General features: G+C 65.1%; 12 protein-coding genes. 6 read left to right on the top strand and 6 right to left on the bottom strand.

Translation table 11 applies throughout. From position 1 onward, the window contains the following. The first annotated feature begins 88 nt into the window (after positions 1 to 88). Positions 89 to 310: a DUF2842 domain-containing protein gene (locus IVB50_RS27680; protein ID WP_007603477.1), complete on the top strand. Its 222-nt coding sequence runs from the start codon at positions 89 to 91 to the stop codon at positions 308 to 310. 21 nt (positions 311 to 331) lie between these two features. Here IVB50_RS27680 and IVB50_RS27675 read toward each other — a convergent pair whose 3' ends face one another. Beyond that, positions 332 to 1,375, bottom strand: coding sequence for a polysaccharide deacetylase family protein (locus IVB50_RS27675; protein ID WP_018455127.1), 1,044 nt, complete (start codon positions 1,373 to 1,375; stop codon positions 332 to 334). Positions 1,376 to 1,501: 126 nt separating this feature from the next. Between IVB50_RS27675 and IVB50_RS27670 the strand changes: the two genes are divergently transcribed. After that, complete coding sequence (locus IVB50_RS27670) at positions 1,502 to 2,683, top strand: GNAT family N-acetyltransferase (protein WP_018455128.1); 1,182 nt, start codon at positions 1,502 to 1,504, stop codon at positions 2,681 to 2,683. Positions 2,684 to 2,866: 183 nt separating this feature from the next. Here IVB50_RS27670 and IVB50_RS27665 read toward each other — a convergent pair whose 3' ends face one another. Next, positions 2,867 to 5,143 (bottom strand): exopolysaccharide transport family protein, encoded by a 2,277-nt coding sequence (locus IVB50_RS27665; RefSeq protein WP_018455129.1) that lies wholly within the window; start codon positions 5,141 to 5,143, stop codon positions 2,867 to 2,869. Between the two features lie 203 nt (positions 5,144 to 5,346). Between IVB50_RS27665 and IVB50_RS27660 the strand changes: the two genes are divergently transcribed. The 3 genes from IVB50_RS27660 (at position 5,347) to IVB50_RS27650 (ending at position 9,588) form a co-directional block, all read left to right on the top strand. Further along, complete coding sequence (locus IVB50_RS27660; RefSeq protein WP_026232882.1) at positions 5,347 to 6,480, top strand: glycosyltransferase family 4 protein; 1,134 nt, start codon at positions 5,347 to 5,349, stop codon at positions 6,478 to 6,480. A gap of 120 nt (positions 6,481 to 6,600) precedes the next feature. Further along, positions 6,601 to 8,151, top strand: coding sequence for an undecaprenyl-phosphate glucose phosphotransferase (locus IVB50_RS27655; protein WP_018455131.1), 1,551 nt, complete (start codon positions 6,601 to 6,603; stop codon positions 8,149 to 8,151). Positions 8,152 to 8,331: 180 nt separating this feature from the next. Continuing rightward, positions 8,332 to 9,588 carry an O-antigen ligase family protein gene (locus tag IVB50_RS27650; RefSeq protein WP_247298249.1) on the top strand — a complete coding sequence of 419 codons (1,257 nt, stop codon included), beginning with the start codon at positions 8,332 to 8,334 and terminating at the stop codon, positions 9,586 to 9,588. On the opposite strand, the gene IVB50_RS27645 is transcribed toward IVB50_RS27650, so the two are convergent. Next, positions 9,557 to 10,033, bottom strand: a complete 477-nt coding sequence (locus IVB50_RS27645; protein WP_051112981.1) for a MarR family transcriptional regulator — start codon at positions 10,031 to 10,033, stop codon at positions 9,557 to 9,559. The two genes, IVB50_RS27650 and IVB50_RS27645, sit on opposite strands and share 32 nt — an antisense overlap. Positions 10,034 to 10,179: 146 nt before the next feature. Here IVB50_RS27645 and IVB50_RS27640 point away from each other — a divergent pair, with 146 nt between their 5' ends. Further along, positions 10,180 to 11,376 carry an FAD-dependent monooxygenase gene (locus IVB50_RS27640; RefSeq protein ID WP_018455134.1) on the top strand — a complete coding sequence of 399 codons (1,197 nt, stop codon included), beginning with the start codon at positions 10,180 to 10,182 and terminating at the stop codon, positions 11,374 to 11,376. A gap of 158 nt (positions 11,377 to 11,534) precedes the next feature. On the opposite strand, the gene IVB50_RS27635 is transcribed toward IVB50_RS27640, so the two are convergent. Genes IVB50_RS27635 through IVB50_RS27625 form a run of 3 tightly spaced genes read right to left on the bottom strand, consistent with a single transcriptional unit; the run spans position 11,535 to position 14,314 of the window. Then, a complete protein-coding gene (locus IVB50_RS27635; RefSeq protein ID WP_018455135.1) occupies positions 11,535 to 12,713 on the bottom strand; it encodes a saccharopine dehydrogenase NADP-binding domain-containing protein in 1,179 nt (392 codons plus the stop codon). A gap of 14 nt (positions 12,714 to 12,727) precedes the next feature. After that, complete coding sequence (locus IVB50_RS27630; RefSeq protein WP_018455136.1) at positions 12,728 to 13,510, bottom strand: DUF169 domain-containing protein; 783 nt, start codon at positions 13,508 to 13,510, stop codon at positions 12,728 to 12,730. A 54-nt stretch (positions 13,511 to 13,564) separates the two neighbouring features. Continuing rightward, the gene (locus IVB50_RS27625) at positions 13,565 to 14,314 is read right to left on the bottom strand and encodes a YdcF family protein (RefSeq protein ID WP_245288410.1); all 750 of its coding nucleotides are present in this window, start codon (positions 14,312 to 14,314) and stop codon (positions 13,565 to 13,567) included. Between the last annotated feature and the right edge of the window lie 180 nt (positions 14,315 to 14,494).

The raw sequence follows: 14,494 nt of genomic DNA, 5'->3' as shown, positions 1-14,494 counted from the left end.
GCAAAACCAGAGCTTGAACCGGACTGCGTGCCCCTTATAGTCCCCCGCTCCCGCAGCGCAAGTTACGCGAAAGCCGCGATATTCCGTCATGACGATCCGCACTCGCAAGTTCCTCGGCACCATCCTGCTCCTGGTGCTCGCCACCGTCTGGGCACTGCTCGGCATGGCGCTGGCGCAGATGCCGTGGATCGCCGAATCCGGCTGGCGGCAGGCGATCTACTACGTGGTGGTCGGCATGGGCTGGGTGCTGCCGGCGATGCCGATCGTGAGCTGGATGCAGCGGCCGGACCGGGCCAAGTCGAGTTCGTAGCGCTTCCAGTTCGTAGCGCTTCTAGGTCCCAGCAGTGCCAGTCGGCTTCACCGGCGCAAAAGCGACCCCCGACACCAGCACCCGCATCATGCGCAGCGAGCGCACCCGGCCGTCCCAGGAAATGCGCGGCAGCGCGCGCAGATTGGTGCGTCCCTCCGCGTCCACCACGCCCGGGATCGTCGTCACCGCGCTGGCAAAGCCCGCCTCCTCCGCCATGATGACATGGCTGCGCCGGAACGAGGCGCGATCACCGAACGGAAAGGCGAGATGCCGGATGTCGCGATCGAAGGCCGCCTCCGCCACCGCCTTGCCCATCGTCATCTCGCGCAGTGCGGCCGCATCCTTCATGTTGGCGAGAACGGGATAGTTCACGGTCGCACTGCCGATTGTCACCAGCGGATCGGCCGAAAGCCTTGCCAGATCCTCCCAATTCATCGATGCCTCGCGTGAGAGCGCGGCAAGGTCGACCCGGTAGCGCGTGCAGAGGTCTGCGATCGCAGCCGACACATCCGCCGGCGGCAGCGAGCGCAGCCAGGCCTCGAGGAACGAAAACAGCGCCTGCTTCTCCGCGTTGCCAGTCACAGTGAAGCGCTGCTCCTTCTCGCCCATCAAGAGACTGACACGGCTCTCGCGCGCGATCACCTGTTCGAGTCCGAGCCACCAGGCCTCACCGACGCCGTCGGGAAACGCCGTGGGCACATAGATCGTGAAGGGCACGGCGTGGCGCGCCAGCACCGGATAGGCAAAGTCGATCAGATCCTTGCCGGCGCCGTCGAAGGTGAGTGCCACGAAGCGCCGCTGTTCCGACAGCGTCACCGCGCGCCGGCAGACCTCGTCCATGCCGACGAAATCATAGTTCCACCGCTTCAGCGCGCGAATGGCGCGATCGAGGAAATGCGGCGTGATCTCGTTCTCGCGCAGCGGCTGAAACCCGCCGCGCCGGCGCGACCGCACATGCGCAAAGCGCAGGATGGCGCCGGCTCCACGACTGCGCAGCGCAGCCTGGCCCGTGAACCAGGTCAGCTCAAGTCGCAGCCGTTCCAGCCATCTGTCGTCGGATGCCAATGTCCCACCTCGCGCCCGTCGGCGGCCGGTCCCCTCTTGTAGTCATTACCCTTTGTTGACATTTCTTTGCAAAGGTCGGCCACAGGCCGAATTACGCATATTTTTGATTTCTCGACAGGTTCGCGAATGACCATGGCTGCGGCGATGCAAAGCCGGACGGCAGAATTGCCAGCGCAGTCGAAAGCGGGCCGCATCGCGCATGTCGATATCGTGACCGATCTCGGCGCGGCCGAGGCCGTCTGGCGCGCCTTCGAGCAGCCCGGTCATCTCTTCACGCCCTATCAGCGATTTGATCTGCTCAGTCCCTGGCAGCGTCTGGTCGGCGAGCAGGAACGCGCCCGCCCCTTTATCGTCATTGCCCGCGACTCCGAGCATCGGCCGCTGCTCCTGCTGCCGCTCTCGCTGCGCCAAAGCCACGGCGTGCGCACCGCCTGCTTCATGGGCGGCAAGCATACGACCTTCAACATGGGCTTGTGGAACGCCGAATTTGCAGCGCAGGTCGCCAGCGGTGATCTCGACGCGCTGCTTGCGCCGCTCAACGAACATGCCGACGTGCTCGCACTGACGCAGCAGCCGCTGCACTGGAACGACCAGCAGAACCCGTTCGCGCATTTGCCACGCCAAAGCGCGATCAACGGCTGCCCGCTGCTCACGATGGAACCGGGCGGTCCGCCGGCATCGCGGATCAGCAACTCCTTCCGCCGCCGCCTCAAGAGCAAGGAGAAGAAGCTCCAGGCGCTCGCCGGCCATCGCTATCATTTGGCGACCACCGATGCGGACATCACCCGCCTGCTCGACTGGTTCTTCCGTATCAAGCCGGCTCGGATGGCCGAACAGAAGCTGCCCAACGTCTTCGCAGAGCCCGGCGTCGAGCAATTCGTCCGCAGCGCCTGCCTTGCACCACGCGGCGACGGCCGCGTCATCGACATCCACGCGCTCGAATGCGACGACGAGGTGATCGCAATCTTCGCTGGCGTCGCCGACGGCCAGCGCTTCTCGATGATGTTCAACACCTACACGATGTCCGAGCACGCCCGCTACAGCCCCGGGCTGATCCTGATGCGCTACATCATCGACCGCTGCGCCGAGCGCGGCTACCGCTCGCTCGACCTCGGCATCGGCTCGGACGAGTACAAGCGGATGTTCTGCAAGGACGACCAGGACATCTTCGACAGTTTCGTTCCGCTGACGTCACGCGGAAAGCTCGCGGCCATGGCGATGTCCTCGCTGAGCCACGGCAAGCGGCTGGTGAAACAGAACCAGATGTTGTTCGACCTGGCGCAGCGGCTGCGGCGAGCGTTCGGGTAGCTCTCGCCATTGCACGACTGCCCACCTTCTCCCCTTGTGGGAGAAGGTGGCGCGAAGCGCCGGATGAGGGGTTGTATCAGCAAGTCAAAATGCGAGAGGCACGCGCGGAGAGAGACCCCTCACCCGTCTCGCCGCTATCGCGGCGAGCCACCCTCTCCCACAGGGGGAGAGGGTAAGAAACGCCTACGCCGCCACGACGCGCGGCGCGTCCCTCGCATCCGACGGCTGCACGGACCTGCTCAGCATCGTCACTTCATTGAATCCGACGGCGCTGAGCTGCTCGCACATGAGTGCGCGCGCATCCGGCGCCATCGACGCGTCGGGCACGACGACGGCGCGGGCATTCGCCGTCAGGAGCTCCGCAGGAAGGTCGGAGGCACTGCCGGCATCGAGCAGCACGTGGTCGTAGGCGCGCAGCAGCGCGTCGATCGCGAGCGTCACGCGGGGCGACTGCAACAGGCTGCGATCGAAGCCGGGGCGGCCTGCCATGACCAGATGCAGCCGCGAGAGCTTGTCCCGGGTGATGATCTGCGCGAACGACGCCTCGCCCTGCATCAGTTCGGCGAGGCCGCGTGCCGAGGCATCGACGGACACGGCGGCCATGGTCGGCGAGGACGCGGCGAGATCGACCACGACGACCCGCGCATCGCGCGCCAGGTGCCGGGCCAATGTCAGGGTCGACAGCGTGATGGCTTCGCCGCTCGCAGTGCCGAGCACCGTGACCTTCTTCGCCATGGCTCCGGCGGCGCGCAGGCTGTCGGCCAGATGCTCGATCTCCGCGAATTCGGCGACATCGGCATCGGCCGTCATCTCCGGCTGCAGCGGCGCGGGTTCTGCCATGACGGGATCGACGACCGGATCGGCGAAGGGCTCGACGACCTCCGGTTGGACGATTTGTTCCTGGCGAGCCGACGCCCGCGTCAGGGCTGGCGTGAACACCGCCACCGCACGGGGCGCGGTCTGGCGCAACAACTCTCCGGTGACGACGACGCCGGACGAGAGCAGCAGTGTCGCGATCGTCGCGATCAGCACGATCGGCAGCTTCTTCGGATAGGCCGGCGTGTTCGAGACGACGGCGCGCGAGATGATGCGGCCATCCGTCGGCGCGGTGTCGATGGTCTCGCGGGTGTTGGCCTCACGGTACTTCGCGAGATAGGTTTCGAGCAGGTCGCGCTGCGCCTTGGCCTCACGCTCGAGGGCGCGGAGCTGCACGTCCTGGCCGTTGGTGGCCGTCGCCTGCTTCTTGAGCTGCTCGAGGCTCGCCGACAATTCCTGAACGCGCCCGCTGGCGGCGCGCGCATCGTTTTCGAGCGTGCGGGCGAGCTTGGCGGCCTCGTCGCGGATCTGGGTGTCGAGGTCGGCGAGCTGCGCCTTCAACTCCTTGATGCGCGGATGGTTGCCGAGCAACGTCGACGATTGCTCGGCCAGCTGGGCCCGCAACGCCACGCGCTGCTGCGAAGGCGTGCGCATCGATTCCGAGTTCAAGATTTCCGACGATTCGATCGGTTTGCCGCTCTGGATCATCTCGCGGATCAGGCGCGCCTTGGACTCGGCATCGGCCTTGAGCGCGCGCGCATTGTTGAGCTGGGTGTTGACCTCGCCCATCTGCTGGTTCGATAGCGTCGTGTTGTTGGTGCCGACGAACAGGCTCGACTTGGAGCGGAAGTCCTCGGCCTTCGCTTCGGCCTCGGAGACATTCCGTCGCAGCTCGTCGATCCTGCCGGCATACCACTGGCTGGCGTTTCGGGCCTGGTCCTGGCGCGCATCCTGCTGGAGCACGAGATAGCCGTCGGCGATCGAATTGGCGACGCGCACGGCGAGATCGGGATCGGCAGACTGGAATTCGATCACGATGACGCGTGACTTGTCGACAGCGTAGGCCTGGAGGCGCTCGTAATAGGCGTCCAGCACCCGCTCTTCCGGCGTCATCGAGAACGGATCGCGGCCGATGCCGACCAGCGCCGCAAGAGACTTCAGCGGCGAAACGCCTTGCAGCACCGGATCGAACTCGGGCCGCTCCGCAAGCTTGTTCTTCTTGATGATCTCGCGCGCGAGATCGCGCGACAGCACGAGCTGCACCTGGCTGGTGACGGCTTCGGCGTCGAGCGCCTGCCGTTCCTCGGCGCGATCGCTATTGGGCCGCAGAAACACGTTCTCACGGCCGTCGATCAGGATACGGGATTCAGACTTGTAGCGCGGCGTGATGAGATTGACGATTGCGATGGATGCGACGAGCGCCAGCACCGTCGGAACGATGATCCAGCCGCGCTTGCGCGCCAATGCCGCGCCGAGCGCGTGCAGGTCGATGTCGCCGGATTCGACTGGCGCCGGCCGCGGAGCAACGGGCGCAGGCTTTGCTTCAAAGCTGGACTCGAGTTCAGCCCGCTTGGCTGCTGCCTTCGAGACAGCCCGCTTGACCACCGCCTTGTCCTTGCCGGCACGCCAGAACGCTAAACGCATCGAACACTCCCGCAGGCGCAACGCCACGAACCTACCTCAACCAGGGCGATTACACTCCATTAAGGTTGCCGCTGGGTTAATCGCAGCGTCGGGCGGCTCGCGCAGGTGCGTCCGTCACCGTTTGTTAACCACGAGGCCTCTTAATCCGTCTCGATATTTCGTCAGATTGTTCGAGCATTCGCCGTCGAGCGCTGGTTTTGATCATGCCCCCCTCTCCCGACCAGCCGCTTCGCATCCTGCACGCCGTGCGCGCTCCGGTCGGCGGCATCTTCCGCCACATCCTCGACGTCGCCAACGGCCAGGTCGATCGTGGCCATCATGTCGGCATCCTCGCCGACAGTCTCACCGGCGGTGAGCGCGCCGACAAGGCCCTTGCCGAGCTCGCACCGCGGCTGAAGCTCGGCGTGCACCGGATGGCGATCCGCCGCGAACCGTCGCCCGACGATGTGCTGGTCTGGTTCCGCTTGCGGCGCCTGATCGCCACGCTCAAGCCCGACGTCATGCATGGCCACGGCGCCAAGGCCGGCGCTTTCATCCGCATGCGGCGGCGATCCGACGACACCATCCGCATCTACACCCCGCATGGCGGCTCGCTGCATTATCCCCTCAACACCCTCAAGGGCGAGTTTTACGCGCGGCTCGAGCGTGCGCTGATGGACGCGACCGACCTGTTCCTGTTCGAAAGCGCGTTTGCCCGCGACACCTATCAGCGCATCGTCGGCAAGCCGAAGGGCGTGGTGCATTGCGTCTTCAACGGCGTGACGCCGGAGGAATTCGAACCTGTCGTCATGGCCGACGACGCCACCGACCTCGCTTATGTCGGTGAGTTCAGGCACATCAAGGGCGCCGATCTGCTGGTCGACGCGGTGGCGCGCCTGCACGAGGGCGGTAAGAAGGTCACGCTGACGCTCGGCGGTGACGGCGAGGAGACCGCGGCGCTCAAAGCGCAAGTCGAGAGGCTCGGCCTCTCCAGCGCCATCCGCTTCATCGGTCACGTCAAGGCACGCTACGGCTTTTCCAAGGGGCGGCTGCTGGTCGTTCCCTCGCGTGGCGATTCCATGCCCTATGTCGTGATCGAGGCCGGTGCCGCCGGGATACCGATGATTGCGTCCAAGATCGGCGGCATTCCCGAGATTTTCGGCGCGGAGAACCCGGCTCTGTTTGCGCCGAGCAACGCGGAAGCCATGGCGGAGGCGATCGCGGCCGCGCTCGACAATCCGCTGGGAACAGCGCAGCGCGCCTTGTCGCTTCGCGAGCGCATCTCCGCGCATTTCTCGCAGCAGGCGATGGTCGAGGGCGTGCTCGCGGGCTATCGCGACGCATTTACCAATCACTAACCATTCTTAAGACCCGCTTTAGAGAATCTTCCGATTTGTCCGATAACCCAAGCGCCAGGGGATGCTCGCCCGGGACGCAAGGACGTGGCCCGCGGGTTTTTGGAATGGACGTGGACGCCCGTGGAACCGCTCAACGCACGCTCGATGCTCGATGCCGCGACCAGCGCCGCGGCGAAGCCGGCTGACCGGCCCTTTGTGGAGCGGCGTCAACGGCTCTCGGCCGCCGCGCTCGACGTCGTCAACCAGAAGGTCGCCCGCGCCTATTCGCCGATCGTGATCACCGGCTTCGTGCGCCTCGCCGATTTCGCGCTGCTGAGCCTCGTCGGCATTGTACTCTATCTCGGCTATGTCATGCCGCACGCCGGCTCGTTCAGCTGGATCTATCCCGCGCAGATCATCGCCGTCGCGGTCTCCGCCGTGGTCTGCTTCCAAGCCGCCGACATCTATCAGGTGCAGTTGTTCCGCGGTCAGCTCCGGCAGATGACGCGGATGATCTCGTCCTGGTCGTTCGTCTTCCTGTTGTTCATCGGCATCTCCTTCTTCGCCAAGTTCGGCAGCGAAATATCGCGGCTCTGGCTTGCCGCCTTTTACGTCCTCGGGCTCGCCGCGCTCCTCTGCGAGCGTCTGGTGCTGCGCTCGCTGGTGCGCGCCTGGGGGCGCGAGGGCCGGCTCGACCGCCGCACCATCATCGTCGGCTCCGACCGCAACGGCGAACAATTGGTCGAGGCGCTGAAGCAGCAGGAGGATTCCGACATCCATGTGCTCGGCGTGTTCGACGACCGCAACGACAGCCGCGCGCTCGACACCTGTGCCGGCGCGCGCAAGCTCGGCAAGGTCGACGACATCGTCGAATTCGCCCGCCGCACCCGCGTCGATCTCGTGCTGTTCGCGCTGCCGATCTCCGCCGAGACGCGCATCCTGGAGATGCTGAAGAAGCTCTGGGTGCTGCCGGTGGACATCCGCCTCTCCGCACACACCAACAAGCTGCGCTTCCGCCCCCGCTCCTATTCCTATATCGGCGAGGTGCCGACGCTGGACGTGTTCGAGGCGCCGATCACCGACTGGGACCTGGTGATGAAATGGCTGTTCGACCGCGTGGTCGGCACCCTCGCGCTGCTCGTGGCCTTGCCGGTGATGGGATTGGTGGCGCTGGCCGTGAAGCTCGACAGCCCCGGACCCGTGCTGTTCCGCCAAAAGCGCTTCGGCTTCAACAACGAGCGCATCGACGTCTACAAGTTCCGCTCAATGTACCATCATCAGGCCGATCCGACGGCCTCGAAGGTCGTGACCAAGAACGACTCGCGCGTCACCCGCGTCGGCCGCTTCATCCGCAAGACCAGCCTCGACGAGCTGCCGCAGCTCTTCAACGTGGTCTTCTCCGGCGATCTCTCTTTGGTCGGCCCGCGTCCGCATGCGGTGCAGGGCAAGCTGCAGAGCCGCCTGTTCGACGAAGCCGTCGACGGCTATTTCGCCCGCCACCGGGTCAAGCCCGGCATCACCGGCTGGGCCCAGATCAACGGCTGGCGCGGTGAGATCGACAACGAAGAGAAGATCCAGAAGCGCGTCGAGTTCGACCTCTATTACATCGAGAACTGGTCGGTGCTGTTCGATCTCGTCATTCTGCTGAAGACGCCGATCTCGCTGCTGACCAAGAACGAGAACGCGTATTGAGTTGAATTTTTCCGTCATGCCCCTCCTTGTGCGCTGTTGCGCACTGGGGCGGGGCATCCGGTACTCCGCGGCGCCGGCCGCTTCCGCAATAGACGCCGCGGAGTACTGGATCGCCCGGTCAAGCCGGGCGATGACAGCGGTATTTGTGGCGTACCAGTTGCGTAAACGTATGAGCGTGTGATGGCGTATGCGGCAACAGCCGGGGAGATGAATGCAGCGGTTCGGGCTGCGCCCGGCGTGTTGGCGCTCCAGCGCGCGCTGGTATGGCTGGTCGGCGCCTCCGGCGCGATCGTGTTCATCGAGCCGAGCCCCTACGAGATCGTGACGCTGCTGGCCACCGTCACCTTCTTCGCCACCGGACTGCGTCTGCGGCTCGCTTTGATGCCGCTGGTGCTGATGCTGGTCCTGCTCAATATCGGCTATACGATCAGCGCGATCCCGCTGTTCGAGCAGTCCGAGGTGGTGAGCTGGATTGCGACCTCCTGGTACATGGCGGTCACAGTCGTGTTCTTCGCCATGGTCACGTCGGAGGACACCGCCGCCCGGCTCGATATGCTCCGCCGCGGGCTCGTGATCGGCGCGATGGTCGCCTCGCTGTCGGCGGTCGCCGGCTACTTCCACCTGGTTCCCGGCGGCGACGACCTCCTCACGCTGTACGGACGCGCGCGCGGCACCTTCAAGGATCCGAACGTGCTCGGCGCCTTCCTGATCCTGCCGGCACTGTTCTCGCTGCAGAGCGTCGTCTCCGACAAGTTCGGCAAGGCGTTTCGCAACGTCATCGCCTTCGGCATCATGTCGCCGGCGATCCTGCTCGCTTTCTCCCGCGCCGCCTGGGGCGGGCTGGTGCTGACATCCGCCTTCATGCTGGCGCTGATGGTGCTGACCAGCCGCACCAACGCGCAACGCTCGCGTATCATCGTCATGGCGATCCTGGCCGCGGTGCTGGGCCTTGCGCTGATCGCGGTGTTGATGTCGTTCGATTCCACCGCCGAGATGTTCAAGCAGCGCGCGAGCTTCGATCAGAGCTATGACGAAGGCCGCTTCGGCCGGTTCGGGCGGCACATCCTGGGAGCGGAGATGGCGCTCGACCTGCCGTTCGGCATCGGCCCTCTGCAATTCCACCGCTTCTTCCCCGAGGACACCCACAACTCCTATCTCAACGCCTTCATGTCCGGCGGCTGGCTGTCAGGCATCTGCTATCCCGCGCTGGTCTTCACGACCGTCATCATGGGTGTCAGGCACATCTTCGTGCCCGTGCCCTGGCAGCGCGCTTATCTGGCGGTGTTCTCCGCCTTCGTCGGCACCGTCGGCGAAAGCTTCGTGATCGACACCGACCACTGGCGGCACTTCTGGATGATGCTGGGCGCGATGTGGGGCATGATCGCGGCTGCACAGATCTACAAGGCTAGGTCTGGCGACGAAGCTTCTTCAGCTTGAGATCGGGGCGTTTCTCCGGCGGCGTGTCGAGCAGGCCCTTCAGCGCCGCGGTCGCCGCGAGCACGCCCTTGTAGCCCTCATTGGCGAAGCGCAGCAGCAGGCGCAATTCCTGGTCGGAATAGCCGCCAAAAACCTTCTCCATCGCCTGCTGCATCGGCACGTAGAACTGGCCGAGCCTTTCGATCGCCTCCGGCACGACGGCAATGAAGACCTTGCGACGATCGGCATCGTCGCGCTCACGACGGACCAGGCCCGCCTTTTCGAGCCGGTCGACCACGCCGGTGATGGCGCCGGTCGTGAGCCCCGTGACTTCGGCGAGCCGGCCGGCGGTGACGCGGCCTTCGAGGTACAGGATGTCCATGCATTCGAGGTCGGAATTGGCGATTCCGGCAACGTTCGCAACGGTCTGGCCATAAAGCACGCCCTGCGCGGACGACCTGCGCATCGCCTCCTCGAGCTCCTGCAGCAGCGCGGCGCGCGCCTTCGTCCTTGACAAGGCAAACCTCGTATCTTAGTCGATATATATCTTAGTCACTAAGAGATTTAGCGACTGTAATTCTCCTAGCACCACGGAAACGTCGGGAGCAAGCCATGTCCTATCGTCCTCGCAAGGCCCTGATCATCGGCGCCGGCATCGCCGGCCCCGTCGCGGCGGTCCTGCTGCGCCGCGCCGGCATCGAGTCCGCGATCTACGAAGGCTGGCCCTATTCGAAAGGCATCGGCGGCGGCCTTCAGATCGCGCCGAACGGCATGCAAGTCATGGACGAGATTGGCCTTTCCAATGAGCTGATCAGCCGCGGCTCGATCGCGGAATCGTTCGACTTCTATTCGCAAGCCGGAGAGAGGCTCGGCTCGATCAATCGCGACATGGCGCGGCGCTTCGGCCAGCCCGCGGTCAATGTCTGCCGCGCCACGCTGAACGAGATGCTGATCGACAAGGCCTGGTGCGCATGCGTTTCGCTCTATTTCGAGAAGCGCCTGATCAAGATCGAGGATCGCGCCGACCAGCCGATCATCGCCTACTTCGCCGACGGTACCACGGCCGAAGGCGACTTCGTGATCGGCGCCGACGGCGTGCACTCGGTGACGCGGCGCCAAGTCGTCCCGGACGGGCCGCAGCCGTTCGATACCGGACTGATCGGCTTCGGCGGCTTCGTACCGCACGCCGTCCTCGATGGCCGGCCGATCGGCCGGCACGTCGAAACCACGTTCGGACAGAGCGGCTTCTTCGGCTACGGCTATTGCAGCCCCGATCCGAACGACGGCGTGATGTGGTGGAGCACGCAACCCGCGCACGGCATGGACGCGGCGATGTTTCGCGCGCTCGACCATGCAACGCTGAAGCAGCACCTGCGCGGCTTCCACCGCGGCTGGCACGATCCGATCCCTGGCATCATCGAGGCAGCCGAGAACATCGTGGTCACCGACACGCTCGACGTCGCCACCCTGCCGACCTGGTCGCGCAAGCGCTCGTTGCTGATCGGCGATGCCGCCCATGCGACCAGCCCCCATGCCGGCCAGGGCGCCTCGCTCGCGCTGGAGGATGCGATGCGCCTCGCCCGGTTGATGCAGCAAGGCCGGGAGCTCGGCGCCACCTTCCAGGCCTTCGAGGCCGAACGGCGCCCGCGCACGGAAAAGATCGTCGCCATGGCCCGCCGCAACGGCAACAACAAGCGCGAGTTCAGCGCCACCGGCGCGTGGATCCGCAATCAGATGATGAAGTGGCTGCTGCCGCTGGGCGCGAAAAGCATGGAGTTCATGTACGCCTACGACGCGCGGGCGGTGTAGTGGCACGAACGCTGTCATGCCCGCCTTATGCGCACTTGCGCACTGGGGTGGGCGTCCAGTACGCCGCGGCCTCTCGATTCGATCAGAGCCGTCTCTGGAATACTGGATCGTCCGCTCGAGCCGGACGATGACACCGTGATTGCGGCAAGTGAGCGCCTCTACTTCTCCACAGCGAACGTCAGCCCTGCATTCTCCTGAAGCCGCTTGATCAGCTTGTGCTGCATCGCCGCGCCCGGCGTCCAGAAGCCGGCTGCGACGTCGGTCGTGTCCCGCAGCATGCAGATGGCGCATTCGGAGATCATCTTCGAGGTCGAGCCGTAGCCGGGATCGCGGTCGCCGGTGACGCCGGCGCGAACCATGCGGCCATCGGGTGCGATCGCGACATAGAGCAGATCGAACAGACCGTTTTCACGCTCTTCCTTCGACGGCCCCTCGCCCGGCTTCGGTGCGTCGGGGCCGGTCTTGCCCGCATTGGCAGCCATCACGAGCTTGGCGTTGGCCTCGCCCTTCTCGCCGGGACCGGTCAGGACCATCTCGTCGTAGACGAAGTCCTGGCCGTAGGGGAATCCCATCAGCATGTTGGAGCGGTGAACGTTGCGCGTGTTGATCAGCGCCATCGTGAACGGCGCGGCCCAGGATTGCAGATCCTCCTCGAAGGCGGCCCTGTTGCCTTTCGGCTGCTTCGGGCCGGTGAAGCCGGGCGTCAGCGCAAAATGATCGTTGAGAATGGCGACAAGGCTGAGATCCTTGGCCACCGCATCGAAGGTCGCCTTAGCGCTGGCGGCGGTGCCGCCCGAGAGCGTGCCCCGCATGTCGCGCACACGCCCTTTCACCCGCGGGGCCGGCGCGCCGAAGACACGTTTAGCCTCTTCCTGGACGAAGAATGTACCGAGCTCGAACGGCACGGAATCGTAGCCGCACGACAACACGATCCGCGCGCCGCTCTCTTTTGCAGCCGCCTCGTACTTGTCGATCATCTGGCGCATCCAGATCGGCTCGCCGCAGAGATCGAAATAATCCGTGCCCGTGGCCACGCAGGCCGCGAGCAACTCCTCGCCGTAGAGCTGATACGGGCCGACGGTGGTGATCACCGACATGGTCTGCTCCGCCATCGCCTTCAGCGAAGCCGCATCCGACGCATCCGCGACAATCAACGCCGTATTCCCGGGCGCGCCGATCGCATCGCGGACCGATTTCAGCTTGCCGAGGCTGCGGCCTGCCATCGCCCATTTGAGCGCGTGGTCGCTCTTGTAACGCTGGGTCAGGTATTCGGCGACGAGCTGGCCGGTAAAACCGGTCGCGCCATAAACGACGATGTCGAATTTCGCAGAGCTCATGATCCGCCTTTGCTTTACTTCTTCGCGTAGCTCACGCCCATGCCGGCACGGACGTCGCTTTGAATACCATAGGGCGGGATCGGATAACGCAGGCCGTTCTTGGCCAGCGCCTTCATGCCCACAACCGCCTTGGCGAGATGTTCCGGCTTCAGGGCCATCAGCATCTCCTCGTCCGGCACGCCGCCATAGCGCCGTTCGGCGTAGCATGGCAAGGACAGGCTGGGCTCACCGCTCTTGAGCGCCCTGCCCCAGGAATCGGCGCAAGCGGTCTCGCCGACCACGCCCCATTCGAACTTCTTGTAGCCGGTGTATTGCAGCCCGTTGATTAGGATGATCATCTGCCCCGGCGTGGCATAGACGAGACAAATGTCCGGCGGATCGAGCCGGCCGCTCGCCAGCGGACTGACCGCGAGCGCCTGATATTGCCCGAACGGAACCACGTCCAGCGCCTCCTGGCGCTTGCGTGCGTCCTCCGCCGTGCCGTGCCAGACCCCGACATAGTTTTCGCCGGCGAGCCATTTTTCGTCCTGCGGTGCAAGGCCGATCACCGCGCGGCATTGCGCGCCGACGAGATCATCGGCCGTGATGCCCACGGTCCAGCCCAGACGCGCGGCCATGCTGACGATCTGGTCGGTGGTGTGGACCGCGTTCGGCCGCCGGACTTTCGGGATTGCCTCCATGTCCGCGGTCCGCGCGAACAGCTTCATGCCGATCACCGTGGTCTTCAGTCGCAACAGGCTGTTGAGATCGGCGACGAGGCCGGCAAGATCGATGCTGTCTGCACTCTGCTGTTGCATGGCGTCCTCCCGGCCGGCAGTGGCGCGCCGGCTGTTATTGCTTCTTGAACGGTTCTAGTCCTTCGCCGGTCCCGGGAGCAACTCGCCAGTCCGGCCCATCAGGCGGTAGGCGACGAGCCCGATCCATTCGCGCACGGCGACCTCGGTTCGGCCGAGCCCGTCCGTGCCGACATTGGTGAAAGAGAAGAGATCGTCACGCCCGCCCATTCGCCAGTCAACCGGATAGGCTTCGACGTCAAATCCCGCCTTGCGAAAGATCCCCATCGAACGCGGCATGTGAAAGGCCGACGTGACCAGGAGCCAGCGTTCGCCCGCCTTGGGCGCCACCAATTGTTTGGTGAAGATGGCATTCTCGTAGGTGTTGCGGGAGTCCCGCTCGAGGATCAGGCGCTGCTTCGCGATGCCCAGATTCTCCAGGATGGGCGCGGAGTAGTCGGCCTCCCGGGAGTCCGTCGAAACCAGGTTCGCGGTGCCCCCGGTGAAGACAATGCGCGTGTTCGGATAGCGGCGCGCGAGCTCGGCCGGCGCAAACAGGCGATCGGCCGCGTGCGCGACGACCGGCGTGCGGTGCGCCGCCGACAGATCGGTGTCGATCGAGCCGCCGAGCACGATGATGCCATCGGGCGCACCGCGCGACGGATCCCACGGCGGAAAACGCGACTCCAGCGGATAGAGCAAGAGGTTGCCGAGCGGCGAAAACGCGGCGAGCGCCAGCAGGATCAGCGTGGCCGCGGCGAGCTTGCGGCCGAAGGCGGCAAAGCGCGTCGCCATCAGGACGACCGAGACGATTCCGAGCTCGATCATCAAGTTGATCGGCAGCACCGCTGCGCCGAGGGTCTTGGACAGGACAAAAAGCAGGGGAGCCTCGCTGGAATGATCGTGCCTGTTGCGCGCGGGCTTGACCCGCCCGTCGATCTTCAGAAAGCTTCTTGGAAGAGGATCGATTGCCTGGTCAAGCCCGGGCCTGTGAAACGGACGGACGCC

The organism is Bradyrhizobium sp. 87 (assembly GCF_023073015.1).
GTDB lineage: Bacteria > Pseudomonadota > Alphaproteobacteria > Rhizobiales > Xanthobacteraceae > Bradyrhizobium > Bradyrhizobium canariense_D.
This window is presented reverse-complemented; position numbering and strand designations above follow the sequence as displayed.

Excerpts from the sequence above, each read along its gene's own strand:
- IVB50_RS27680 (WP_007603477.1), top strand. The coding sequence starts at position 89 with ATGACGATCCGCACTCGCAAGTTCCTCGGCACCATCCTGCTCCTGGTG.
- IVB50_RS27670 (WP_018455128.1), top strand. The coding sequence starts at position 1,502 with ATGACCATGGCTGCGGCGATGCAAAGCCGGACGGCAGAATTGCCAGCG.
- IVB50_RS27665 (WP_018455129.1), bottom strand. The coding sequence starts at position 5,143 with ATGCGTTTAGCGTTCTGGCGTGCCGGCAAGGACAAGGCGGTGGTCAAG.
- IVB50_RS27660 (WP_026232882.1), top strand. The coding sequence starts at position 5,347 with ATGCCCCCCTCTCCCGACCAGCCGCTTCGCATCCTGCACGCCGTGCGC.
- IVB50_RS27650 (WP_247298249.1), top strand. The coding sequence starts at position 8,332 with ATGGCGTATGCGGCAACAGCCGGGGAGATGAATGCAGCGGTTCGGGCT.
- IVB50_RS27645 (WP_051112981.1), bottom strand. The coding sequence starts at position 10,033 with ATGCGCAGGTCGTCCGCGCAGGGCGTGCTTTATGGCCAGACCGTTGCG.
- IVB50_RS27640 (WP_018455134.1), top strand. The coding sequence starts at position 10,180 with ATGTCCTATCGTCCTCGCAAGGCCCTGATCATCGGCGCCGGCATCGCC.
- IVB50_RS27635 (WP_018455135.1), bottom strand. The coding sequence starts at position 12,713 with ATGAGCTCTGCGAAATTCGACATCGTCGTTTATGGCGCGACCGGTTTT.
- IVB50_RS27630 (WP_018455136.1), bottom strand. The coding sequence starts at position 13,510 with ATGCAACAGCAGAGTGCAGACAGCATCGATCTTGCCGGCCTCGTCGCC.
- IVB50_RS27625 (WP_245288410.1), bottom strand. The coding sequence starts at position 14,314 with ATGATCGAGCTCGGAATCGTCTCGGTCGTCCTGATGGCGACGCGCTTT.